The organism is Nostoc favosum CHAB5714 (assembly GCF_020829495.1).
In the GTDB taxonomy this organism is placed as follows: Bacteria; Cyanobacteriota; Cyanobacteriia; order Cyanobacteriales; family Nostocaceae; genus Nostoc; species Nostoc favosum.
This window is the reverse complement of record NZ_JAIVFQ010000047.1, coordinates 31,266-55,205: the sequence shown is the minus strand read 5'-3', so window position 1 is coordinate 55,205 and position 23,940 is coordinate 31,266. Positions and strand designations below refer to the sequence as shown.

The following is a 23,940-nucleotide window of genomic DNA, read 5'->3' as shown; positions in this document are numbered from 1 at the left end:
CTATCGCTAACGCTACGCTATCGCTAACGCTACGCTATCGCTAACGCTACGCTATCGCTAACGCTACGCTATCGCTAACGCTACGCTATCGCTAACGCTACGCTATCGCTAACGCTACGCTATCGCTAACGCTACGCTATCGCTTTGCGCGTCGCTAACGTAATTCGTAATTAAAGGTACAGAGCAACTAACTAAAGTTTATGGAGACAAATAAATTTATTCCTTATTTCAGAGCAAGCGACTTCAGTCGTGGGGTAATAATTACGAATTACGTAAGCGACGCGCAAAGCGAGTCATCGAGCGTCATTATAAATTACGAATTATTTTGACTCCTGCCCAAACTGTAAGTGGCTGTCCAACTTGTTTATATAACAAGCTTTCTAAAATCACACCATTATTGTTGGCGGTAAGAGTTTTATTCGGCTGACGCAGAGATTCATAAAAACCGTTGTACCAGCCATCTTTAGATTTAAGGTTAGCTTGGACGAAATCAAATAACTGGCTGGTGTAAGTAGTATTGTAAAGCACATGCCAGCCGATCGCAGCTTTGGCACTGAGGAACCGCAAATCGTTGTGTTTTTCTCTGGTATCTGCGATGGTTGCCCAAGGTTCTCCGTTGACAAACAAGCTGCTGTAAACAAAGTATGGGGGGCGATCTAAGTTGTCTTCTGTAACAGCAGTTAATTGTTTTGTTACTTCATAACGCGCTGCTTGAGCAGCTAAAATCCGATCAGCGTATGCTTTAGGCAAAGCTTGAAACCCAGTTTCCATACCATCTAAGATATAAAGTTCGCTAAGAACGTAGTTATTGGCTCCAGAGTTTTTAAAGTCACGGCGATCGTAAGGAACTCCCTGTCCGTAAAGATCAACAAAGGCAGCATGGGATTGATAATCCAAAGCTTTTGTAACATCCAAGCCCCAAAGCTTCAGACCATAAGCTGCATAATTCTCATAGCCCAAGCGACCTTCTTGGTTGTACTGTTCTTTGCCTTTGATAACGGCAGTACCGTACATTTGTCCATTTTTGGTCAGACGCTTGACTTGCCAACGTTGCCAAATTGCTTCTGTTTCTAGCCGCATCTCTGGATATTTTGCCCCGACAATCTTCAGCCAGATTGCCATCCGACCTAAATCTATGGCTGACCAACCAATTTCTTCGCGTTTTTCTAGTTGACCATAATTAACGGGTACGAGGGTTTTTGCATTGTAGACTTTGTTGGGTAGCTCCCCTTTGTATAAAGGCATAGATGCCAGTGTCTTCAACATTTTGCTCATTTTGGCATCAAATTCACCTGCAGGCACGATATTGAGTTCTCTAGCACTAACCAAAGCTGCGATCGCTGCTGTCTGATCCCACATACTGACAGAGGCAAAGCCATCAACGGAATTGACTAAACCAGTTTCATTGTTCCAGTTGTGCTGGAAGTATGACCAAGCCTAACGGGCAGTTGTCGTTTCCTCTGGGGTCAGTTTTCCAACTCTAGGAGCAATGTATGGAATTATTGCTACTGTTAGTTGGTTCTTAGGAATGGGTTGACCTGGCAAAACTACGGATTTCGCATCAAGGCTGGCAACTATTTCAGCTTCTTTAGCAGAAGATACAGGGGGTTGGGGTTTCTGCGGTTGCCGTGCAGCAGTTTGGGATGTTGATATTTCAGGTTTTTCTATAGAAGTCTTGGAAACTTGCTTAGACCAAACATTTAAAATTGCGATCGCTATTAGACCGGTAACTACTCCTCCGACAGAAGCTAGTATGGATAAACTCTTAGATGGCGGTTGAAAATCAGAACTCATACTGATTAAAGCCTTATCTTGTAGGTTAGCGTTTTGCGTATTTTCACCAAATACATTCTTCCCAATTTTGAAATCTAACTAACACCCAGAAGTTCACCTGACTAGTACAATAAAATAGTCACGCACCCGATCTCTGGAGTTCTAGCAGTGGGATTATTTGATGATTTAAGTCGGTTTCTAGAAAACCGTTTAGAAGAATTCTTGCGTAACAATCCACATTTGGAGTTAGAGGCGCTGCTAGAACAGCTGCGTGAGCAAGAGGAAGGCACATTAAAGCTGATCGCAGATTTACGAATACAAGAGAAGCGATCGCAAGAAGAAATTCTGTCCACCGCTCAAGAAATTCAGCGTTGGCATATCCGTATTCAAAAAGCCAAAAACGCTGGCAGAGAGGATTTGGCAAGTGCGGCGGGTGAGCGAGAAGCAGCCCTGTTGCGCGAAGGAAATCAGCGCTGGGGACACATGCAAGGGCTGAAAGAACGCATTAACCAATCTCAGGAACTACTGCGAAAAATTCAGCAACGGCGACAGGAAGTGCAAGCTAAAGCTGCCGTTGCACAGACAGCCCGTGCTAAAGCGCAAACCCAGCAGCGTTTTGAAACCAGTGGCTGGTCAAATAAAACTAGCAGTTATTCTAGTGGGTTTGATGACTTAGAAGAGAAGTTCCGTAGCTGGGAAACTCAGGATGAGTTAGAACAAATGAAGCGGAATTTAGGAAAATAGTCATTAGTCATTAGTCTAAGAGATAGCACGCCCACTCAACGGCTTGCTCAGGGCATTGGTTGGGGCGAGGTATGTACCAAAAACTCTTTATCAAATGAGAAATGCTGATTTTGCCGTTAGTTCTTAACTTTAGTTGTGAACCAGACTACTTTAGACGCGTTTGCCCTTAGCACTAGCCCTTTCAAGGTGGGTAACAATTTTGGTCAATAAATTCCTCTTTAAGCTCTTTACTCTGTGTTGCGCCAGTTGCTTCAAGTCGGGAAACCCGCCCAACGCACTGGCTTCTCTGCGCCTCTGCGGTTAAATCAATCACTTTTAAACCGCAGAGGCGCACAGAGCGCTGAGAAAAAACAATCTTATTTTACGAGTCACCTTGAAAGGGGTACCCTTAGCACTTACGCACTGTACAAATGCATCGTGATGTGAATTAAGGATCTTGAGGAAGTTTTCAGGCTTTTCTTAATTATCCTGCGATGGTCAATAGACCATGCTGTAGGGGCACAGCAATGCTGTGCCCTTAGGGACTTCCAAATAAAAAAATATTCAATTATTTATTTGGAAGTCCCTAAACTCTCTTGGGTAGCTGTGGCTCACTAGATTTATTACTATATTTTGCCCAAGTTGGCACAATTACCCCTAAATATGTATGGTGTTATTTACCTGACTCATTGTTAAAGAAAGAATGAATTACGATATTTCGCACAAACGAAACCTTCACCGATTTGATCCTGTTGCGTATCTAGTTATTGAAAAATTTCGTCTTTCTCCTCTAACTTTTGGACTGTTGGCAGCAGTTACCGCTACTGTAGTTTATCTGTTTACTGCATGGATAACTGATACGCTGTGGTCTAAGCAAGGGCAGATGGGGTTGCTTCGAGACTGGATTCCCTGGTTACTAGGACTTTTCATCAATCCAGTAACATTGGGATATTACTTGTGGAGTTTTCAAGCAATCGATAAAGTAATTCAAGAGCTTGAAACATCTGACGTATTAGAAACTGACCAATCAGAGATTGATCAATTTGTTATTAACCTCTATTCAAAAAAATGGCGCAAGCTTTCAGCACTTGCCAGCGCTATCTTTTTCAGCACTATTGTTTTTATAACTCGACCAAGATTAGAAAATAGTTGGACTAGCTCTAGTCTTCTAGCAACTTTGACTATTACGATTGCCACATTTGCAGTCGTATATATGGGTAGTATGCTTGTCCTCAATCTTATTACAAATATTTGGATTTTCTACCGGATCTTCGGAAAGAAGAATCTTGATATTAATCCTCTTCATCCCGATCGCTGTGGCGGTCTTCGATGTCTAAGTGATTATTCACTTCAAACTGCCTATCTAGTTGGTGTATTAGGTATCTTGATTGGCGTGATTGAGTATCAGGTGATTACACAAGGTATCGAAAAAGAATTGTGGTTTGTTCATCTGGTAATTCCACTATATATTTTGCTATCAATGGGATGTTTTTTTGGGCCATTGCTGGCAGCACATAGCGGCATGAAAAGAGCTAAAGAAGAGTCTTTACATAAAATTGCTCGACAGTTCCGAGCAGAGTATTCAGGGATTTATACTAGTCTGGCTGAAGAGACAGAAGCTTTCAAGAAGAAATCTGAAAAAATTCAGCAGCTACGTGCCTTATACACTATGACTGATGAGTTGCCAGTTTGGCCCTTCGATGTCAAAACTTTCCGCCGATATCTCCTAACTGTGCCTACTCCTCTTATTGGTAGTTTAATTGGTATAGTTCAAAAATTGTTGATAAATCTACTCAAGCAACAGGGTATCAAACTTGGCTAGTTAAAGGCGTTATCAAATAAAACTCAAATTTGTTTGTCTAGGGACTTCCAAAGATTAAAGGAGGCAGGAGGTAAGTAAGTCGGTGCAAATAAATTGAACTATGTGTTTTGTAATGTAAAATTATTTAAATCGAGTTTGTAGTAAAGACTTTAGTCATAAAAGAAGGACTAAAGTCCTTACTACAAACCTTTAATTATTTACGCCGTTTTACTTAGTGACAAGATTAGTGATGCTATGACGACCAACTTAAACTTGGTTGAACTTACCAGAGTAAAGCTCATCAGACACTTCTTTGAGTTTTGGTTCAACTACTGTCAAATGTTGCTCCAAAATTGCCAAATTGCGAATATTAGACTTATAGAAAGCATCAAATAAATCACCCACTAAAGGCACAGTACCAACGACTGTTTCCAAACCAACATTAAAAATCATTTTGGCTAAATCTTGACGTGGAATGCCAAAACGGGTAGCTAAGAATATGATGTAAGCTGAAAACGCTGTACTGATTAAATCACCAGCACCTGGAACCAAACCGATAATTGGGTCTATTCCAATGTGAAAACCTGTTAGAGGGATGCGTATAGATGTATCCATCAGACGGCTGAGTTTGCGGATGCGGTTGAGAGTAGCAAGGCGTTTGGCAGCGTCCATAATTTCTGATATTTACACTACTCTTAAGTTGCACTATTTTTAGTTCTTTGTCCTGTACCGTCAGAAAGAAAAAGGGCGTTGCAGAACATTGGGATGAATTGGGGGAGGCAGGGGAGGATGAGGGAGCAGGGGGAGCAGGGGAAGCAGGGGAAGTAGGGGGGAATAGCTTTTCTTTCTTTGTGTTGTTTGAGGCTACGGCGTGGCTTTTGGTCTAATATAGTTGCTGATATATGTAGGTATGTCAATTTGAGGATGCAAGCCTGAATCGGCAATGGGTTTTGCCACATTCAATTGCAAGGGAATTTCCCCAGCCCATACTGGTAGTTCATAATCAGAGACATCATCATTAGGCCCACCCATGCGAACTTTAGCTGAAGCTTCAACTAGAGGTAGAGATAGCACTAGCGTTCCAGCTAATTCACTGCGATTAGGCGATCGCACTTGTTGCCAACGTCCAGGTATAACATGTTCGTAAATGCTTTCAAAGCAGCTAATTTTTGCTTTGAATCCTGTACAAGCGTAGCCGTACCAAATACTACCACCGAGCGATAATTCATTGAATGATGAAAAGCCGATCGCGCCAGTACCAAACCATCAAGTAAAGTTACTGTGACGCAGAGATCGTTGAAGCAGGAATCACGCGACTTTGAGTCGTGTGAGGTTCAAAAGTTCCCCATAGACTTGTGGCGCAAACTACTATTTCGCCATTGCCGTTCTCACCCAAGTGTGCTTGATTATACTAATGACTCAATGGGATATCAACCACTACGGCAGGCGATCGCTTCTTATCTTTCTCGTTCCAGGGCAGTAAAATGTACTCCTAAACAAATCATCATTATTGGTGGTTCCCAGCAAGGACTTGACCTGATCGCACGCCTGCTAATTGACAAAGGTGACTTGATTGCTGTGGAAGAACCAGGTTATTTAGGAGCGCAACGAGCTTTTTTGTCCCAAGGAGCTTGTTTATTTCCTATATCTGTAGATAAATCAGGTTTGGAGGTTACTAACCTGACAACAACCTCCAACATTAAACTTATTTACGTCACTCCCTCCCATCAATTTCCTACAGGGGCGGTGCTATCCTTAGAGCGCAGGTTAAAATTATTAAATTGGGCGCAGCAATCAGGAGCGATAATTATTGAAGATGACTATGATAGCGAATATCGTTATAGTGGTCATCCTATCCCAGCCTTACAAGGATTAGATCAGGGCAATTCAGTTATTTATATCGGCACATTTTCCAAGGTACTTTTTCCGGCTCTGCGTCTGGGTTATTTAGTATTACCAGATAATTTAGTGCATATATTTACCCATGCTAAATGGTTAACAGATCGTCAGTGTAGTTTATTAGAACAGCACGCCCTTACAGATTTTATTGGCGAAGGACATCTAGAACGTCATATCCGACAAATGCGATCGCTTTACAATCAAAGGCGGCAAATTTTGGTGCAGTCTTTAATTTCCCAGTTCGGTGATAGAGTCCAGATTCTGGGGGATAACGCTGGAATGCATCTGATGGTCAAAATAGATACAGATATGAGTGATGAAGTAATAGTCCAGAATGCTGCCCAGCTTGGGTTAGGTATTAGCGCAGCCCATCCCTACTACTTAAATAATAGCCCTGGTAGTGAATTTATTTTGGGTTACGCTGAATTAAATGAGCAGCAAATTCAGGAAGGAGTACGCCGATTAGCTGAGGTAATTTTGGGTGCTTAAGCTAATGTCAGTAAAACAGTTTAGAATCCGAGCAGCACACTGGCTACCCTAAACTATTTTTATTTTTGATTGACAAATTACCTCTGATACTTCCTATTTTAAAAATATTTTGTATTGCTAATAACAAACTTTGTTATTTATTTAATATTAAAAATTTTAGATATTCTTATTTATGCAGATTACCTATGAGATTGCTTCCGAAAAATTTGTTCAAGCCCCAAGCTTGATTTTGTGCCGCTTCACAAATAATTAATATTAGTACAATTATCAAACAAGTAAATTCTAGAAATTGTATTGAATTTACTACTCAGGATTTATTTTTCTGATAAGGTTTAGTAAAGCCAAGTTTTACCTCTTCTTTGTATTACTACTACCACATCGTAAGAATACCTAAGTTTTTGATTAGCCATCAAGGAGGAGAAAATATCAAAAATCTTGTGGTATTCAAAGATAACTGTGTAATTAAATACACTTTTCTATTCGCTATTTTGTGTTATTGCCACAGTATTTACCAAATGTTTTCCATGAGAACTGAGGCAGAGAGGATAATATGTTTGTAGACATTTTAGCTAGCCTGCAACGGTTATTTGTCGGTTACATTCCAGCCGTTGTCTTGGGTAGTTTTATCGGATATTTCATAGGGATTAATAACATGATTTATCAGCTATTTAGGCTGATATTTCAGATACCACATAGTATCCCTCCTATAGCTTTGCTACCTATTGCCCTAATAGCATTTCAAGAGAGCGAATCAGCTGCTATTATAGTAGTTTTTTTGGGAACTCTCTGGACGATGATTATTAATACGGCAATAGGGATGCGGCATTTTCATAGACAGAACAAGAACTTTAGAGTAGCTATATTTCATCTATTTCACGCCTTAAAAGTTAGCATTTGGGTAGCTTGGTTTATAGTTATTGCTACAGAAATGTTAATCGGGCCAAAAGGACTTGGCTTTACCCTCTGGGATGCTTATAAAGCTGGCAATGCCGATTACATCATCCAGGTGATTCTCTACATCGGTATCATTGGGTTTTTGCTAGATCAATTACTAGATTTCGCAGCCTATATTCTCTCGCAAATGGTTTCAGATGGGAAAAAATCTTCCTAAATTTTATCTAAGCTTGCGGATTGCACCCTGCCAGCTAATAGTTTGCTTCGCAGAACGTATTCCCAAAGAACGAGTTGCTACGACTTCAATATTAACGTTGACACCAGGGCGTAAAGCTTCGTCAGGAATTTTGAGCTTGCCCAAAGCTAGAGTAAAACGGTTGTAGTCACGAGTCACAAGTTCGCCCTAGAATATCACCTTCATATTCAGTTTTGTAGCCAGAAAAACCGTGCAAGCTATCCTGTGCGCGGAATTTTACGCGAAACTGAGTATTAATAGCATCAGACTTTGCTGCCAAATCGACTATTTTTAAGTTGAGGTTTTGTCCTGCATCAGCAAACTCTGCCACAGCTAACCGGGTAACATCTTTTTTGGGAATGGCATGGTTAACAGTAAATGTTGTCAAGTTAGCCTCACTTTTGGTGCTACCCTCAACCCATAAGTCCTCAGGAAAAGTAACTTCTACTTGTTTGCTGTCAGTGAAATTTAGTGTTACAGCTTGATTGCCAAAGCTGGTAATGGGTTGTCTTTCTTGCCAAACTATTTGAAAAGCCTGTTCTAGACGCTGTTCAAACTCACGGTAATTATCAGCGATCGCAGAACCAGGCGCAAGTAGAGAAGTTGCCCCTTTGCGTTGATTCCATTTATTCTTCGAGAGGTTGAACTGTTTGTTTGCCAGTTCCGAAATTGCTAGCTGCACAGTTGGAGTATCAGCTGCCAAAGGTTCCTTGCTATTGACAATACTCAAAGTTCCTAAGCGCCCTTGGCTACCATCGCTACCATCGCTGCCATCTTGCCCATCGTTACCGTCGCTACATCGATAAACCTTGTCAGTACACTTATAATCAGGGCTACCAGGAGTTCCCTTACAGGTTTTCACTTCCCATCTCCGTCTGTGACACTTGCAACCCTCAGTACCGTTGCCACCTCTACCACCGCGCCCGCTTTTCCCACCATTTGCCCGAACAGAAACGTTCCGTAAGTCTGCCAAATTGCTGTAATACACTGTGAGGAAACCACCATTTCCCCCATCTCCTCCTTTGCCACCGTTACCGCCACTACCACCATTTGGTGCATTTATGTCGTGGCTGACGCGTAGGCGTAGCCCGCCGTAGGCATCGCGTTGATAACCACAGTCCGGTTGATCACCATGTTCTCCGTCTTCCCCGTCTTCACCATCTTTACCCGACAAGTCAAGATTAACGGGTGAACCATTGACAAAAATATTTTGGTTTTCACCACTGCCACCATCTCTACCCGATCGCCCATCGCTTCCTGTGCGTCCATCTCTGCCATAATTTCTGGCTACTTTATAGTATTCGTCAGAGGCAACGGCGGGACATAAAACTGAACCAAAGACAGCAAGCTTCTGACTGATTACCAATTTTGGGCTGCTGTGCGATGGGTTATTAGGAAACACCTCATCCCACAGAGCACTTACTGATTCAGCATCAGATTCTTGATATGGTCTGATATTCATCTACATCTCTAAATCAAAGGACTTGCCTTTGCACATTGTTTGTGAAATACTACTCTATAAACTACGGTAAATCGGGAAAGTTTAAGTACTATTTACAAAACTTACCATAAAACATTTCGTCCTCAAAGCAATTACAGGCTAATCCCTTAGATGACAAACACAGAAATTCGCACCGCTCAAGTTAAAGTTCCTAACGATGATTTGCAAATTGATGCTCACTTAGCTGAACCAGCACAAAAGGGAACCTTCCCAGCCGTTATCGTGATTCAGGAAATCTTTGGCGTCAATATTCACATTCGGGAAGTTGCTGAGAAATTTGCCAAAGAGGGTTATGTGGCGATGTCTTCGACGGGCTACGCCTACGCACCGACTTTATTTAAACGCACCGCTCCCGGTTTCGAGGGTGGATACACCCCTGAAGATGTCCAGCAAGGAAGAGGGTATAAGGAGCAGACAACAGCAGATGAAATATTGAGTGATATTAAAGCTGCGATCGCCCAGCCACGAGTTAACATTTTCCAACGTTTTTCACTATTTCTATTACCTGGATTATTAACAATCTCAACAACTTTAATCAGTTGCTCAGTCCAAACCCCAAACTCAGAAAATCAAGCCACTGGTTTGAAAACCAAAGTTGTCCGAATGGGATATCAAAGTTCTGGGGATATTGTCAGACTAAAAGGATTGATAGAAAAGCGTCTACAGCCTTTAGGTGTTTCCGTCGAATGGGCGCAATTTGCCGCAGGGCCACAACTGATGGAAGCTATGAATGTGGGTAGGGTTGATATTGGCTCTGTAGGCGAAACTCCCCCGATATTTGCCCAAGCGGCTGGGACATCTTTAGTTTATGTTGCAAGTAGCAAACCCAGCACTGGTAAAGGAAGCGGAATTATAGTTCAAAATAATTCAACAATTCGCACGTTGGCCGACCTCAAAGGCAAAAAAGTAGTGTTTCAAAAGGGTTCTGCTTCCCATTACTTATTAATAAAAGCTTTGGAAGAGGCTGGTTTGAAATATAGTGATGTTCAAGCCATTAGTCTCCCACCTTCAGAAGCCCGTGATGCTTTTATTCAAGGAAAAATTGATGCCTGGGTAACTTGGGACCCTTATTTAGCCGTGGCACAAAAAAAGGCAAATGCTCGTGTTTTGAGAGATGCTAGTGGCATTTCTACTCAGGGCGGATATTACATGGCGGCGCGAAAGTTTGCCACAGAAAATCCGAAATTAGTGCGATTAGTTCTTGAAGAGATAGATAACACAGGTCAATGGGCTGAGAAAAACCGAGCAGAAGTTGTAAAACTTACTATTCCTCACCTCAAAATTGATGAAGATATTTTAACAACAATGGTTGAAAGGCGAACTTCTGGCTTAAGACCAATTACGCCAGAAATCATGGAAAATCAACAGAAGATAGCTGATTTGTTTGCCAAAGAAAAAGTTATTCCTAAAGCAATTAGTATCAAGGAAGCGATGCTGACTAATGAACAATATGCAGCCATTACACCAGAAACTATCAGTCAGAAATAGCGCTAGGAGATAGGAACATGGAAGTTTTTTGGTATTTACCTACACAGGGAGACGAGCGTTATTTAGGTACTACAATTGGTAGGCGACCAGCCACTTATCCCTATATGCAGCAAATAGCTCAAGCTGTCGATAAATTGGGCTATGGTGGGATGTTGATTGGTACTGGACAAAAACAGGATACCTGGATTGTAGCTACTTCGTTAATTTCAGTTACGGAACGCTTGCGGTTTCTTGTAGCCTTCCGTCCAGCAATTATGTCGCCTTCTTTAGCTGTTAGAATGGCTGCTACTTTTGACCAGATTTCTAATGGTCGAATTATTCTGAATGTTGTCACTGGTGGCGACACAAAAGAACTTGCTAAAGATGGAATTTTCTTAGATCACGATCAGCGTTATGAACTCACAGATGAGTTTTTGACAATTTGGCGATCGCTTATGCAAGGTGAAGAAGTAACCTATAGTGGTCGTCATCTGAAAGTTCAAGGGGCAAAACTCCAATTTCCTCCCATACAAAAGCCTTACCCCACCTTATATTTTGGTGGTTCTTCAGATGCTGCGCTCCAAGTTGCTGCTAAACATATTGATGTGTATTTAACTTGGGGTGAACCACCAGATCAAGTTGCCCAAAAGATTGTAAAGGTACGCCGATTAGCAGCAGAACAAGGTAGAACAGTCCGCTTTGGAATTCGGATGCACGTTATAGTACGTGAAACTACGCAAAAAGCTTGGGATGCAGCTAATGAACTGATTCAGTATGTCGATGATGAAACCATAGCTGCTGCACATCGGCGGTTTGCTGAATCTGAATCAGAAGGACAACGCCGCATGGCCCAACTGCATAAGGGTAATCGCCAAAACTTAGAAATTAGCCCCAACTTATGGGCAGGTGTTGGCTTAGTGCGAGGGGGTGCTGGGACTGCCTTAGTCGGAGATGCAGAGACAGTTGCAGCGCGAATGCTGGAATATGCCGATTTAGGAATTGATACCTTCGTTTTCTCAGGGTATCCCCATCTCGAAGAAGCCTATCGAGTCGCTGAATTAGTGTTTCCGCACTTGCCACTGCAAACTCCTGCGATTGCATTACCGCAGCAGGTTGCAAGTACATTCAGTGAATTTGTTACCAAAACAGATTTACTCAGACCACAGCCTGTATAAGCAATTCGTAATTCATATCATGTCCGCATAATTAGTTATGATTCCCACAGTCATTCCACCCCACCCCGCCAAAGCTACGCTTTGTCTCCCCTAAGAGCAAGCGGGGAGGGGATTAAGGGGTGGGGTTCTTCGGGTTTAATAAGTAATCAAGCGGACATGATATCACACATTCAAAATTCAAAAAAGCATGAGTACGAAAAAACCTCAACTTAGACTAGGTGCATTCTTGCCAAGCACTGGCCATCATGTTGCGTCATGGCGACACCCCGAAGCGCAGGCTGATGGCGGTTTGAACTTTCAACATTATAAAAGGCTGGCACAGACGGCGGAACGGGGCAAATTTGACATGATCTTCTTTGCCGACGGCGTGGCTGTGCGAGACCGCAATCAAGGAGCCGACGTTTTGAGCCGCAATGGTAAACTCGTCCACTTTGAACCTCTCACCCTGTTGTCGGCTCTGTCTGTGGTGACGGAAAACATTGGTTTGACGGCAACAGTATCGACTACATACAACGAGCCTTATCACCTCGCCCGTAAGTTTGCATCACTAGATTATCTCAGCGGCGGTCGTGCCGGTTGGAATCTCGTGACTTCTGCCACCGAAGCTGAAGCGCTGAACTTCAATCAGGAAAAGCACATGGAGCATACGCTACGTTATGAGCGTGCCAAAGAGTTTGTGGATGTTGTCACCAAGCTCTGGGATAGTTGGGAGGATGATGCTTTCTTACATGATAAAGAGTCGGGTATTTACTTCGATCCAAATAAACTCCACGTTCCCAACCACAAAGGCGAGCATTTTTCAGTGCGCGGCCCGCTAAATGTGGCGCGTCCCATCCAGGGTTATCCAGTGATCATTCAAGCTGGGTCTTCCGAGGATGGTAAGGATCTTGCTGCACAAACGGCGGAGGTAATTTTCACTGCCCAGCAGACTCTGGCAGAAGCTCAGGCGTTTTATACAGATGTGAAGGGGAGACTGGTTCAATACGGACGCTCACCTGACCATCTTAAGATTATGCCTGGTGTATTCCCAGTCATCGGCAAAACTGAGCAAGAAGCTAAGGATAAATTCGATCAGATTCAGGAGTTGATCGATCCGGTAGTCGGCTTAAATTTGCTTGGCTCAATGATCGGTGGATTTGACCTGTCCGGCTATCCATTGGACGGGCCGTTGCCGGATTTACCAGAGACTAACGGCGGTAAAAGCCGTCAGCAACTTTTGACTGACCTGGCTCGTAGAGAGAATTTAACGATTCGACAACTGTATTTATGGATAGCTGGAGCGCGTGGGCATCGTCAAATTTTGGGCACACCAGAACAGATTGCCGATCAATTAGAAGATTGGTTTGTCAATGGCGGGGCAGATGGCTTTAATATCATGCCGCCTTGGTTGCCCGGAGGATTGGATGAGTTTGTTGACTTGGTAATTCCTGAATTGCAACGTCGCGGTCTGTTCCGCACAGAGTATGAAGCACGAACCCTGCGCGAAAATCTCGGTTTACCTCGTCCGGTAAATCAGTTTAGCAAAGTTGCTACTCGTGAAGCTGCGATCGCCTAATTTTTTATCAAGCCACTTTTGCAGCAAAAAGGCTCAAGCATTCCTGCCTGAGCCACAACTAAATTCAATTTATAGATTAGCTTTAAGAGCTATATCTCTAAATCTTAGTAACGATTGCCGAAACTATTGTTTCCCCGATTTCCACCAAAGGAACCTCTGTCTTCTCTGGGTTTAGCCTTGTTCACTTTCAGGTCACGTCCCATCCACTCAGCACCATCAAGAGCTTCAATGGCAGCTGTTTCTTCAGCATCTGTGCCCATTTCCACAAAACCAAAGCCGCGCATACGACCTGTCTCACGGTCGGTAGGTAGCTGAACCCGCTTTACAGAACCATATTCTGCAAACACAGAATTCAAACCTTCTTCTGTAACTTCGTAAGAAAGATTGCCTACATAAACTGACATAAATTGTCTCCCAAATCATAGATGTGTGGAGTTTTAGATTTCGGAGAAAAGTCTGTGAATACCAAAAGGAAAAAGCCTGTCAATAATAAAAACAAACGCGGTCGCCGAATTAATTCTCACTTCCCATTATGACATAGCAAGCTAAATAATTACTGGGAGTTGATAAAATTGTTATAAAAAGTAATGTAAAATTCATCCCTAAGTACGTGGACATAATTAAATAATTCGTAATTCGTAATTCGTAATTCGTAATTAATAGGACTTACGCAAAAACCCTCTCAAACTCTCATTCCTCCGTGACCTCTGCGCCGCGCCAGTTGCTTCAAGTCGGGGAACCGCAAGGGCGCACTGGCTTCTCTGTGGTTCGTTTTCCGTTACCCGTGCGTAAGTCCTATTAAGTTTTGTAATGGGGATTTAACCCCAACACAAAACAAAATTTTTATTGAACCGGGGGACTTAAACCCACGGACAGGAGTTAAACGTAAAAAAAAGACTTCCGTATTTTTTGCTTGTTCGCTCACAGGTTGCCAATAAACCTGCTTCTACATCTGCCACTTTGAGAATTAGCGTATCGTTCAAATCGAAAATGATACTTTCTTGAGCTTGTAATTTGCTTATGTCTGCAAATATGTTACAGTGCCTGTGGATATGGTGGTAAAACCTTGTGATAAAGTAATGCCAAGATCCTTTTTGGGCTAAAAATTAATCAAGCAAACTCAACATACTCAATAATGCTTCCATCAGGATGCATTGCTCGCATATTGACTCCAGTGGGAACTTTGTTAGGTTCGGCCAGAATCACTGCACCCTGCTGAATAAGTGCTTCTCGAAAATCATTGAGTGAGTCAACGAGAAATGTTGCGTGTGTACTCTTGAATGAAGAGAGTGCTTCTGCCGAACCAGCAATTAAAAGAATAGAACCTACACCTGCGAGTTCCAACTCAGCCTCGGAATATTGAAACCACAACCAACATTTTTCTGTAAACAGGTTTTCATAGAAGGCGATCGCCTCATCCAAATCTATCGGACTAAGATAGACTCTAGTTAGTACTTTAAGAATTTGCATTGCAAACTGTCTGTTAGGCAGCTAGTGGATTTTATTGTGCTTGCTCGGCAATCATAGTTAAGTAAGATTAATCAATAAATAGCCTATCTTCAATTTAAAAAAGGTTTTCAACTTTCTGTTCACCTAGCTCTAGATAACGTTGTTCGCTGTAAATCAAAATACATTTCATTTTTACTCCTTTAGCCCCACATCAGTCATCTGTATAGTTATTACAAATATATATACATGATCAAGCATCAGTACAGAACTTAAGGAGTGTGTCATGGAAAATAGTCAGATGAAGCTTCCTCATACCATGTTGAATTGATGTCTCCATTAGAAAAAATACGTCTGATACTCCTATAGCATTTAGTTGATACTGAATCAGTGAGGCATAGTGTGAATTACGAATTTTTTAAACCTTTCTTCCATGTGCATAGATAAAATAGTTATCTGTCACCTTTACCTCAGCCTGAAAGCCTGTTATTTTAAGCTTGTCTTGAAGTTCATCAGGCTGATAAAAAATTTTGACAATTTTAAATTCTTGACCATCATTTAACTTACGGGTTTTATATATGTTTCCCTCGTCTTCCAGGATATGATTGTTAGCCGTGGATGTCGGTTCAAAGCGAGAGTCAATGATAAATACTTGTCCACTAATGCGAACAGATTGATAGACTTTCGTCAAAAATGAATCGAGTAATTTCGGCGGCACATGAGAGAGCCAAAAGGCAAAGAAAACTAAATCATATTCAGTGTCAGGTTCCCATGAAAATAAATCGATTAGGTGATATTCAACACTCGGTGAATTTAACTTCGAGCGATTAATTGCAATCACTTCTTCAGAGGCATCGATCGCAGTAATTTTTTTACCGATACTTAAAAGCTCCTCTGTCCAGATACCTGTACCAGATGCTAACTCTAAAATATCATCCACTACGCCAATTTGGTGTAATGTATTTTTGATAACAGCTACTTCATCAAACCAACGTTGGTTGTTTTGGGCACTGCGATCGTAGCGTCCTTTCCTATAGAACCACTCATCATATTCGTTGGCTCTAGCGCGATAGTACTCAATTTGTTGTTCAAGAATATTATCTGTCATCGTGTGCTTTTTCATTTGATTGAGTTTAGATTTGATGTTGCTATAACTTTTAGGGAAAATTTTTCTTCAGCGAATAAACTTGCATTTCAGCTTTAATTATGTGATATTTTTATCATTCCATAATCATACGGTAAATCAATAAGCTTGCCGGAGTTATACCGTAAGTTTGCTGAAGTGTGATATTAATTTACCCCTGAAAGCAGAGTGATGATGTTGACTAAGTTCTTTCCAACCCGACTGTTGGGTATGGCTTTTGCCTTCCTGCAAAGGTTCCAACAACGAAGAATCCGCACTTTTTCTCTACTGTTTGCAGTGGGACTTAGTTTAACTCTGGCTGTCTCTGCTTGTTCTCCAAGCGCAAGCGACAACTCTGGCACACCGCAGACAACCCAAGCACCGAGTCCAGCAACTAGCAATACCACAGTTCGCATAGGCTACCAGAAAGCGTCAACTGTGCTCTATGCGCTGAAGGCGAGAGGGGAATTAGAGAAAGCCTTTGCAGCTTCAGGATCTTCCGTAACTTGGGCGGAATTTCCGGCTGGCCCCCCACTCCTAGAGGCATTGAATGCAGGCAGCATTGATTTTGGCTATACCGGAGAATCACCACCTATATTTGCTCAAGCTGGGGGTATTCCTTTGGTTTATGTTGCCTACGATCCTTGGAGTCCCAAGGCTGAAGCCATTCTAGTGCCCAAGGATTCACCTATTAAAAGTGTGGCTGAACTCAAGGGCAAAAAAGTTGCTTTTGCCAAAGGTTCTAATGCTAACTACCTATTGGTGAAAGCACTGGAAAAAGCAGGGGTACAGTACAGTGACATCCAACAAGTAACTCTCACTCCCGCCGATGCTCGTGCTGTTTTTGAGAGAAAAAACGTTGATGCTTGGGCAATTTGGGACCCTTACTTAGCCGCAGCAGAAGCAGCAACAGGCGCACGCACTTTAATAAACGCGACGGGATTAGCTCCCAATCGTGGTTATTATCTGGCTGCAAAATCTTTTGTTGATGCCAAGCCAGATGCCTTGAAAAGAGTTCTCGATCAGGTGAAGAAAGTTAGTGAATGGGCAAAGAATAATCCTAGTGAAGTTGCTAAATTTCTTTCCCCAGCTTTGGGTATAGATGCTCCTGTGTTGGAAATCGCAGAAAAGCGACGTGAGTATGATATACTTCCGCTCACAGATGAAGTGATTACGAAACAACAAGAGGTTGCAGATACCTTCTACAAGATTAAATTGATCCCAAAAGAAATCAAAGTTAAGGAAATTGTTTGGCAAGGCAAATTGAATAAATAGACGAGTCGCAATATGAAAGAGTGGTACAAGGACGATCTCGCATATATCCATGATGTCGGTTATAGTAATTACGCTCTCAAATCTGCTCCCGGCATTATAGAAATCCTGCATCGGAGCGAAATCCGGGATGGGCTAGTGGTAGATTTGGGGTGTGGAAGTGGATTATCAGCGCAAGAACTCACGAAGGCTAATTATCGTGTTCTCGGAATTGATATCTCTCAGTCAATGATTGAAATCGCTCGCAAAAGAGTGCCAGATGCAGAGTTCCGAGTCGAATCATTTTTCAAAGCTGAAATTTCACCGTGTCATGCCGTAATATCGATCAGTGAATGCTTTAATTACTTGTTTGATCCAGATCCCCATCTTCAAACGCTGGTTGATCTGTTTGACCGCATATACAACGCTTTAGCTTCTGGAGGTGTCTTAATTTTCGACATTGCAGAGCCAGGACAGATTGCACCGGGAATTACAACTAAGGGATTCAATGAAGGAGAGGATTGGATAGTACTTGTTGAAAAAAAGGAGGATCAAAAGGAGAGGATACTTACCCGTAGAATTATCACCTTTCGTAAAGTGGGAGAACACTACAGGCGGGATGATGAAGTACACTATCAGCAGTTATATGAAGCGACAGATATTGCAGAAAAACTTCGTCAAGTTGGTTTCCAAGTTGAGATTGTGCGTAGTTATGGTGAGTATAATCTGCCCAAAGCTCATGCTGCATTCATTGCCCATAAATCTGTATGAGACTACAACAAAATATGCGCGATTTTAGTAAGAAAATAAAACGAAAAGAATTACAGATTTTATTGTAAAGATGTAAAACGAATAATATAAATAGTAAAATATATATGATTTTAGCATACATTTGCGCTGAATGGCTGGGGGTTAAATAATTCGTAATTCGTAATACTTCGGCTACGCTCAGTACAAGTTCGTAATGGGCTTCTCTTCGAGACGCTAAACGCGAACGCCCCGCTGCGAAGACAGTAAATTTTGTTTTGTAATGGGGATTTAACCCCAACACAAAACAAAATTTTTATTGAACCGGGGGACTTAAACCCACGGAACTGGTTAAATATTATAGCTTCTGGTTGTAATAAACTAGAAAATTATTCATCACTGATTAACTCTAAAATTTATTATGTCTTTTTTAGATAATAAAAACCGATTTTTAAGTAAGTTTAATAGCCGACATTCAAATGCTAACCAGTTAAGCTGGCTAATGATATCTAGCATCTTTTTATTTATAGGAACTCGTGGTGGTGTGGCGCAAGTCAGAACAGCACCTAAGACTGGATTCACACTGCAACTTTTACATACTTCCGACCAAGAAGCAGGTGTTCCGGCGCTGAAGGATGTACCAAACTTTTCTGCGGTGTTGAATGCACTCAAAAATCAGGATGCAAATCGTGACGGCAAGCCTGATTATCCTAATACCTTAATCCTTTCATCTGGAGATGCCTATATTCCCAGCCCTTTTTTATTTGCAAGTGACACAGTTTTTGGTGGACAGGGAAGAGGAGATATTTTAATTTTAAATGCTCTAGGTTTTGGTGCGATCGCATTTGGCAATCACGAATTTGACTTAGGTACGGGTCTTGTTGCTGACTTAATCCGACCTAAAGAAGATTACCCAGGTACAAAGTTTCCCTATCTCAGTACAAATCTAGACTTCAGCACTGATAAAGACCTGGCAAACTTAGTTACTGCTGATGGACAAGAAGCAAGTAAAATTCCTAATAAGATTGTGCGTAACACCATTATTACCCTCAATGGCGAAAAAATTGCTGTAGTTGGGGCGACAACTCCCACACTGCGGACTATTTCCTCTCCCGGTGGTGTGACTGTGTTGCCTAAAGAATTTAATGACCGTGATGCCGCAGACATCGCCGCCTTAGCTGCTGAAATTCAAACTTCTGTTGATACACTGCTGACAAAAAACCCAAAGATTAATAAAGTCATTCTGTTGGCGCACATGCAGCAAATTGCGATTGAGCAAAAGTTAGCAGGATTACTCAAGGGAGTAGATATTATTGTTGCTGGTGGTTCCAATACCTTATTAGCCGACAAAACAGACCGTCTGCGAGTGGGTGATAAATCTGCTGGAACTTACCCAATCCTCAAAAAAGCAGCAGATGGTAATCCGATAGCCGTAGTTAATACTGATGGAAACTATCGCTATGTTGGTCGTCTAGTAGTTAACTTTGATGCCAATGGAGTGATTATTCCGTTTAGTATTGACTCCAAAATCAGTGGTGCTTATGCTACTGATTCCAAAGGTGTAGCTGCTGTAGGTGCGAAACCTGACCCGAAAGTTGTCGCCATTACAGAGGCACTTAAAAAAGTAATTATTGCCCAAGATGGTCAGATTTTCGGGAAAACCAACGTTTTCCTCAACGGCTGGCGGGGTGATGTCCGCACACAAGAAACCAATTTAGGGAATTTGACAGCCGAAGCTAATTTAGCGATCGCCAAGCGATATGATCCTAAAACTGTCATTTCTATCAAAAATGGTGGTGGTATCCGTGACAATATCGGTATCTATACCTTTCCCGCAGGTTCGACTCGCTCACAGGATGTTATCAAACTGCCACCTCAAGCAAATCCTGTGGCAGGTAAGAAAGCAAAAGAAATTTCCCAACTTGATATCACAAATGCTCTGCGTTTCAACAACGGCTTGACTTTAGTTACTCTGAATGCTGGGGAATTACTGGCGGTGATTGAACACAGTGTAGCAGCGATCGCACCCGGTGCTACCCCTGGCAGTTTTCCCCAAGTAGCGGGATTAGTCTTTAGCTTTGACCCAGATTTGCCAGCCGGGAAGCGTGTCAAGTCCCTTGCTATCAAAGATGGAAAAGGCAAAATTATTGATGTCGTGGTTAAAAATGCAGAGTTAGTGGGTGACTCTAATCGGGTCTTCCGCACTGTTACCCTTAACTTTCTCGCAACTGGTGGTGATGGCTATCCTTTTGCCAAAAGAGAACGGGTTGATTTGACAAGATGCTGATAAAAGCAAACGCACAGGTTTAGCCACCTTTGCTGCTGATGGTTCGGAGCAAGATGCATTAGCAGAATATCTGGCTGCTAACTTTAAGCAGATTCCATTTGCTCAAGGGGATGTGCCACCCGACAAAGATACTCGCATTCAAAATCTCAAATTGCGTAAAGATGTGGTGTTATCAATACAATTCATGAAGTGCCAAGATATCAAGCGGGTTTGTTGCCTTCTTCCTAATCAACAGCTAGCTTCTTACTCTAATCTTCTGGACACCTACAAACAGGAATTTGGTAATCAACTAGTTTCTTGGGCACCAATCGCAGATTTCCATCTCTGTGATTTAGAAACCCTCACACAGAAAATACTTCCTTTCTTAATAGAAGCAGATAAACAAAATGAGAAAGTCGTTGTACATTGCTCTGGTGGAATTGGACGTACTGGACATGTGTTAGCGGCATGGCTAGTTAGTGTCCGAGGATTATCAAATCAAGCTGCAATAGCTGCTGTCAAAAAAACAGGTAGAAATCCTTATGAAGCTGCAATGACTGCTGTGTTTAGAGGTAGAAATCCCTTGAAAGTTGTAAAAGAACTTGACGTGCTTCTCAATGATTGCCGTCTCGCAGTGAATAAAATATTTTGATGCTATTATCGCTGTTTAATCAGTCTATTGACGAGGTAAATTATATGGCAATGGTTCTAGATAAAGTAGTTCCTTTTGGAAGGTCAATGGATGAATATATAAAAATATTCAATTTAACAAATGCAGATTTAAATAAAAGAATTGTTGGGATTGGGGATGGCCCGGCAAGCTTTAATGCAGAAATGACACGTCAGGGTAAAAGTGTAGTTTCTGTTGATCCACTCTACCAATTTTCCGGTGATGAGATATTGCAAAGATTTAATGAAGTGGTAGATAACATCATTAACCAAGTCAAGGCTACATCGAATGATTGGGTATGGAGCTATCATAAATCTCCAGATGATTTGCGACACAATCGAGTGAAAGTTATTCAAGAATTTCTGTCTGATTATGAAATTGGTAAAAAGTCCAATAGATACACAGTCGGTGAATTGCCAAAGTTAGCATTTAAAAATCAAGAATTTGACATAGCCCTTTGTTCACATCTATTGTTTTTATATTCAGACCATCTCAATTACGATTTTCACCTAAATTCTGTAGGTGAGATGCTGCGTATTGCTAAAGAAGTCCGAATATTTCCCCTCATAACTTTAATGTGGAAACATTCACAACATTTAGATGAAATAGTAAAATATTACATTTCAAGGGGTTACAAGATAGATATTGAAACGGTTGAATACGAACTACAGCCTGGTGGAAACCAGATGTTGAAGATAACCAGAGATATTATATAATTCGTATTCATAGAGAATTGGTATAACCATTACCGTGGAATCTCATAACCATCCGGTGTATAGGATTATTAGACATATTATTCGGCAAACATTTCAGCTAAGGTATCTAAAACTGCTTTTTGTTTATCAGAGTCAATCTGACCTAGCTTTTTGACTAATCGAGTTTTGTCAACTGTACGAATTTGATCTAGAACGATTTGCCCATCCTTGCCCTGAAACTGACAAGCAACACGAGTCGGATAAGACTGTCCTTTAGTTGTCATCGGAGCAACAATAACCGTGGCAATATATTTATTCATCTCATCTGGTGAAATTACTACACAGGGTCTTGTCTTCTGAATCTCACTGCCAATCGTTGGGTCGAGGTTAACCAAAAACACATCAAATCGATTGACTACCACTCCCACTCTAGATGCTCCCACTCTGTAGTTACGCCATCATCGAGCAGTGCATCGTCGTGTTGCTTTGCCATTGTTGCAAATGCTTCCTCCCACCCCTTACGCGATTGAGAAGCAGCACGGACAATTAGGTGACAATCTTGAATTTCAATTTCCACCTCTTCACCAATACCACTTTGTTCCAGCAGAAGTTTAGGAATGCGGATACCTTGAGAATTCCCGATTTTAACAATACGGGTTCTAATTGCTGTCCCCATGAGGATACTTATCCTTGATTGTAATTACATTGTGATTACTAATCAGGCTTTTGTCAAGAAGCGCTCAATTTTTCAATAATTTTTAATGCGATCGCTCTTAAAATTACCAGATGCGATGTCTACGACGGGCTATGACGCTCGCGGACTCGCTAACGCTTCGCTATCGCAATACGGTTCAGTTAAGCAAATTTATCTGTTAAGGCAGGCAGGGGGAGCAGGGGAGGCAGAGGAAGCAGGGGGAGAAAAAAAGCTTAACTGAACTGTATTGGGCGACAGCCCCCCAAATAGGCATTCCCAGCCTAAGACTGGGAAGGAGGAAAAAAATATAAAATTAACTGTGCTTTTAATCCTTTGTAGAACTAATTGGTTTTTGACCAAAGGGGATATTCTTTTTACCTTCAGGAGAAGCACCTCCAAGGCTGCGGAAATACAGTCCTCCAATAGTGAGTAAAAATGCCACATATCCCACTGCTTGCACAAGATAGAGATTGTCTCTGTAACCAAATAAAGATTTGAGGATAATGCCAGGAAACTGTTCGTCAGGCAAGATTGTGGAAGTATTTGAAACTATTGGCCCCAAAATACAGGAATGGACTTTTGTAAAACGTTCGTAATAGAAACAAAGGCTTTCTGTGGCGCGACTGCTAAGGGCAAGGTTAGCTACAGCGTCATCAAAATGTTTCAAAGCTGAAACTACTAACCCAGCAACAATTAACACTAATAAAATGCCCATTACTTGGAAAAACTGACGGATGTTAATTTTGACACCCCATTTAAATAGCAGCACCCCAATGGCAGATGCCGTTACCAAACCACCAATAGCACCCAATGCTGGCATTAATCCCTGTTGAAAATTAGCAGCAACGAACAGAACAGTTTCAAAGCCTTCTCGGACAACGGCAATTAAAATTAAAGTAAAAACACCCCAACCAGCATTTGAGTTTTGTGTCAGTGCTTGTGTAACTGCTCCCTCAACTGTAGCTTTCATGAATCTGGCTTGTTTAGTCATCCAGATTAGCATCCAACTGAGCATTGCGATCGCTAACACACTAAACACACCCTCCAACGCTGGCTCAACTACGGTGGTGTATTGAGGGTTCGCTGCTCCCAGTATTTGAATTATCCAACTGAATAGCACGCCTATTAAGGCACTGACGACAATACCAACGCCGACACCAGCATATACCCAAGAGTTGAGTCGGGATTGTTTAGCTTTTTTCAGTAAAGCTAGCACAATACCAACAACAAGGGCAGCTTCCACTCCTTCTCGGAGCGTTATTACAAAAGTAGGTAGAGCAGTACTAAAATCCATCTTTTATCCTTTGTCTTTTCTCCTTTGCCATTAGTCATTTGTCCTTTGAATTTGACTAATAGACCTCTTGCAAAAGTCGAACATCCACCCGAAAATAAATTTTCGGGCTAATAGCTCAAGTCGGTTTAAACCGACTAATAACAATCATTTTAGTCCGTTTAAACGGACTTTTGCTATTAGCCTGGGACTTGAGTCCCTGGCGGATCAAGGATTTTCGCAAGAGGTTTAATGACTAATGACCA

19 protein-coding genes and 4 pseudogenes are annotated in these 23,940 nt (G+C 41.8%); 13 read left to right on the top strand and 10 right to left on the bottom strand.

Going from position 1 to position 23,940, the window contains the following annotated elements; translation table 11 throughout:
• Positions 1-306: 306 nt before the first annotated feature.
• Positions 307-1,794 (bottom strand): annotated as a pseudogene (locus LC586_RS24610) (DUF3131 domain-containing protein).
• Positions 1,795-1,941: 147 nt separating this feature from the next.
• Here LC586_RS24610 and LC586_RS24605 point away from each other — a divergent pair.
• Both LC586_RS24605 and LC586_RS24600 read left to right on the top strand, forming a co-directional pair.
• Entirely contained in the window at positions 1,942-2,517 is a 576-nt protein-coding gene (locus tag LC586_RS24605; RefSeq protein WP_229487267.1) for a TIGR04376 family protein, read from the top strand.
• Between the two features lie 682 nt (positions 2,518-3,199).
• Positions 3,200-4,318 (top strand): hypothetical protein, encoded by a 1,119-nt coding sequence (locus LC586_RS24600; RefSeq protein ID WP_229487266.1) that lies wholly within the window; start codon positions 3,200-3,202, stop codon positions 4,316-4,318.
• Positions 4,319-4,564: 246 nt separating this feature from the next.
• On the opposite strand, the gene LC586_RS24595 is transcribed toward LC586_RS24600, so the two are convergent.
• Positions 4,565-4,969: a DUF4112 domain-containing protein gene (locus tag LC586_RS24595; protein WP_229487265.1), complete on the bottom strand. Its 405-nt coding sequence runs from the start codon at positions 4,967-4,969 to the stop codon at positions 4,565-4,567.
• Between the two features lie 192 nt (positions 4,970-5,161).
• Positions 5,162-5,592, bottom strand: a pseudogene (locus LC586_RS24590) (pyridoxamine 5'-phosphate oxidase family protein); the annotation flags it as partial.
• Between the two features lie 43 nt (positions 5,593-5,635).
• Between LC586_RS24590 and pdxR the strand changes: the two are divergent.
• Both pdxR and LC586_RS24580 read left to right on the top strand, forming a co-directional pair.
• A pseudogene (gene pdxR / locus LC586_RS24585) lies at positions 5,636-6,685 on the top strand (MocR-like pyridoxine biosynthesis transcription factor PdxR); the annotation flags it as partial.
• A 550-nt stretch (positions 6,686-7,235) separates the two neighbouring features.
• Complete coding sequence (locus LC586_RS24580) at positions 7,236-7,796, top strand: ABC transporter permease (protein ID WP_229487264.1); 561 nt, start codon at positions 7,236-7,238, stop codon at positions 7,794-7,796.
• Positions 7,797-7,799: 3 nt separating this feature from the next.
• Here the strand turns inward: LC586_RS24580 and LC586_RS24575 are convergent.
• Positions 7,800-9,216, bottom strand: a pseudogene (locus LC586_RS24575) (collagen-like protein).
• A 210-nt stretch (positions 9,217-9,426) separates the two neighbouring features.
• Between LC586_RS24575 and LC586_RS24565 the strand changes: the two are divergent.
• From LC586_RS24565 to LC586_RS24555, 3 genes are all read left to right on the top strand, one after another.
• Positions 9,427-10,803 carry an aliphatic sulfonate ABC transporter substrate-binding protein gene (locus LC586_RS24565; protein WP_267921724.1) on the top strand — a complete coding sequence of 459 codons (1,377 nt, stop codon included), beginning with the start codon at positions 9,427-9,429 and terminating at the stop codon, positions 10,801-10,803.
• Positions 10,804-10,820: 17 nt separating this feature from the next.
• Positions 10,821-11,957 carry an FMNH2-dependent alkanesulfonate monooxygenase gene (ssuD, locus tag LC586_RS24560; protein WP_229487263.1) on the top strand — a complete coding sequence of 379 codons (1,137 nt, stop codon included), beginning with the start codon at positions 10,821-10,823 and terminating at the stop codon, positions 11,955-11,957.
• 187 nt (positions 11,958-12,144) lie between these two features.
• Positions 12,145-13,512 carry an LLM class flavin-dependent oxidoreductase gene (locus LC586_RS24555; RefSeq protein ID WP_229487262.1) on the top strand — a complete coding sequence of 456 codons (1,368 nt, stop codon included), beginning with the start codon at positions 12,145-12,147 and terminating at the stop codon, positions 13,510-13,512.
• A 104-nt stretch (positions 13,513-13,616) separates the two neighbouring features.
• Here the strand turns inward: LC586_RS24555 and rbp are convergent, their stop codons facing one another.
• The 3 genes from rbp to LC586_RS24540 all read right to left on the bottom strand — a co-directional run bounded on the left by rbp (position 13,617) and on the right by LC586_RS24540 (position 16,081).
• Complete coding sequence (gene rbp, locus LC586_RS24550) at positions 13,617-13,916, bottom strand: RNA-binding regulator (protein ID WP_100902586.1); 300 nt, start codon at positions 13,914-13,916, stop codon at positions 13,617-13,619.
• Between the two features lie 706 nt (positions 13,917-14,622).
• Positions 14,623-14,982, bottom strand: a complete 360-nt coding sequence (locus LC586_RS24545) for a VOC family protein (protein WP_229487261.1) — start codon at positions 14,980-14,982, stop codon at positions 14,623-14,625.
• 394 nt (positions 14,983-15,376) lie between these two features.
• A complete protein-coding gene (locus LC586_RS24540) occupies positions 15,377-16,081 on the bottom strand; it encodes a class I SAM-dependent methyltransferase (protein ID WP_229487260.1) in 705 nt (234 codons plus the stop codon).
• Between the two features lie 195 nt (positions 16,082-16,276).
• Between LC586_RS24540 and LC586_RS24535 the strand changes: the two genes are divergently transcribed.
• The 5 genes from LC586_RS24535 to LC586_RS24515 all read left to right on the top strand — a co-directional run bounded on the left by LC586_RS24535 (position 16,277) and on the right by LC586_RS24515 (position 21,731).
• Positions 16,277-17,356 carry a sulfonate ABC transporter substrate-binding protein gene (locus LC586_RS24535; RefSeq protein WP_229487270.1) on the top strand — a complete coding sequence of 360 codons (1,080 nt, stop codon included), beginning with the start codon at positions 16,277-16,279 and terminating at the stop codon, positions 17,354-17,356.
• Between the two features lie 12 nt (positions 17,357-17,368).
• Positions 17,369-18,103 (top strand): class I SAM-dependent methyltransferase, encoded by a 735-nt coding sequence (locus LC586_RS24530; protein WP_229487259.1) that lies wholly within the window; start codon positions 17,369-17,371, stop codon positions 18,101-18,103.
• A gap of 397 nt (positions 18,104-18,500) precedes the next feature.
• Positions 18,501-20,366 carry a bifunctional metallophosphatase/5'-nucleotidase gene (locus tag LC586_RS24525; protein ID WP_229487258.1) on the top strand — a complete coding sequence of 622 codons (1,866 nt, stop codon included), beginning with the start codon at positions 18,501-18,503 and terminating at the stop codon, positions 20,364-20,366.
• A gap of 136 nt (positions 20,367-20,502) precedes the next feature.
• Positions 20,503-20,997 (top strand): protein-tyrosine phosphatase family protein, encoded by a 495-nt coding sequence (locus tag LC586_RS24520; protein ID WP_229487269.1) that lies wholly within the window; start codon positions 20,503-20,505, stop codon positions 20,995-20,997.
• 44 nt (positions 20,998-21,041) lie between these two features.
• Complete coding sequence (locus LC586_RS24515) at positions 21,042-21,731, top strand: SAM-dependent methyltransferase (protein ID WP_229487257.1); 690 nt, start codon at positions 21,042-21,044, stop codon at positions 21,729-21,731.
• 77 nt (positions 21,732-21,808) lie between these two features.
• Here the strand turns inward: LC586_RS24515 and LC586_RS24510 are convergent, their stop codons facing one another.
• Positions 21,809-22,153, bottom strand: coding sequence for a type II toxin-antitoxin system PemK/MazF family toxin (locus LC586_RS24510; RefSeq protein WP_229487256.1), 345 nt, complete (start codon positions 22,151-22,153; stop codon positions 21,809-21,811).
• Positions 22,126-22,386, bottom strand: a complete 261-nt coding sequence (locus LC586_RS24505; protein ID WP_229487255.1) for an AbrB/MazE/SpoVT family DNA-binding domain-containing protein — start codon at positions 22,384-22,386, stop codon at positions 22,126-22,128. The genes LC586_RS24510 and LC586_RS24505 overlap by 28 nt, the downstream gene beginning before the upstream one ends.
• Before the next feature lie 85 nt (positions 22,387-22,471).
• Here LC586_RS24505 and LC586_RS24500 point away from each other — a divergent pair, with 85 nt between their 5' ends.
• Entirely contained in the window at positions 22,472-22,645 is a 174-nt protein-coding gene (locus tag LC586_RS24500) for a hypothetical protein (protein ID WP_229487254.1), read from the top strand.
• Between the two features lie 84 nt (positions 22,646-22,729).
• Here LC586_RS24500 and LC586_RS24495 read toward each other — a convergent pair whose 3' ends face one another.
• On the bottom strand, positions 22,730-23,698 hold the full coding sequence (locus tag LC586_RS24495) for an FTR1 family iron permease (RefSeq protein ID WP_229487253.1): 969 nt from the start codon (positions 23,696-23,698) through the stop codon (positions 22,730-22,732).
• Positions 23,699-23,940 lie beyond the last annotated feature (242 nt).

Excerpts from the sequence above, each read along its gene's own strand:
- LC586_RS24600 (WP_229487266.1), top strand. The coding sequence starts at position 3,200 with ATGAATTACGATATTTCGCACAAACGAAACCTTCACCGATTTGATCCT.
- LC586_RS24530 (WP_229487259.1), top strand. The coding sequence starts at position 17,369 with ATGAAAGAGTGGTACAAGGACGATCTCGCATATATCCATGATGTCGGT.
- LC586_RS24535 (WP_229487270.1), top strand. The coding sequence starts at position 16,277 with ATGTTGACTAAGTTCTTTCCAACCCGACTGTTGGGTATGGCTTTTGCC.
- LC586_RS24555 (WP_229487262.1), top strand. The coding sequence starts at position 12,145 with ATGAGTACGAAAAAACCTCAACTTAGACTAGGTGCATTCTTGCCAAGC.
- LC586_RS24525 (WP_229487258.1), top strand. The coding sequence starts at position 18,501 with ATGTCTTTTTTAGATAATAAAAACCGATTTTTAAGTAAGTTTAATAGC.
- LC586_RS24595 (WP_229487265.1), bottom strand. The coding sequence starts at position 4,969 with ATGGACGCTGCCAAACGCCTTGCTACTCTCAACCGCATCCGCAAACTC.
- LC586_RS24565 (WP_267921724.1), top strand. The coding sequence starts at position 9,427 with ATGACAAACACAGAAATTCGCACCGCTCAAGTTAAAGTTCCTAACGAT.
- LC586_RS24495 (WP_229487253.1), bottom strand. The coding sequence starts at position 23,698 with ATGGATTTTAGTACTGCTCTACCTACTTTTGTAATAACGCTCCGAGAA.
- LC586_RS24500 (WP_229487254.1), top strand. The coding sequence starts at position 22,472 with ATGCGATCGCTCTTAAAATTACCAGATGCGATGTCTACGACGGGCTAT.
- LC586_RS24580 (WP_229487264.1), top strand. The coding sequence starts at position 7,236 with ATGTTTGTAGACATTTTAGCTAGCCTGCAACGGTTATTTGTCGGTTAC.
- LC586_RS24515 (WP_229487257.1), top strand. The coding sequence starts at position 21,042 with ATGGCAATGGTTCTAGATAAAGTAGTTCCTTTTGGAAGGTCAATGGAT.
- rbp (WP_100902586.1), bottom strand. The coding sequence starts at position 13,916 with ATGTCAGTTTATGTAGGCAATCTTTCTTACGAAGTTACAGAAGAAGGT.
- LC586_RS24505 (WP_229487255.1), bottom strand. The coding sequence starts at position 22,386 with ATGGGGACAGCAATTAGAACCCGTATTGTTAAAATCGGGAATTCTCAA.
- ssuD (WP_229487263.1), top strand. The coding sequence starts at position 10,821 with ATGGAAGTTTTTTGGTATTTACCTACACAGGGAGACGAGCGTTATTTA.
- LC586_RS24545 (WP_229487261.1), bottom strand. The coding sequence starts at position 14,982 with ATGCAAATTCTTAAAGTACTAACTAGAGTCTATCTTAGTCCGATAGAT.
- LC586_RS24540 (WP_229487260.1), bottom strand. The coding sequence starts at position 16,081 with ATGAAAAAGCACACGATGACAGATAATATTCTTGAACAACAAATTGAG.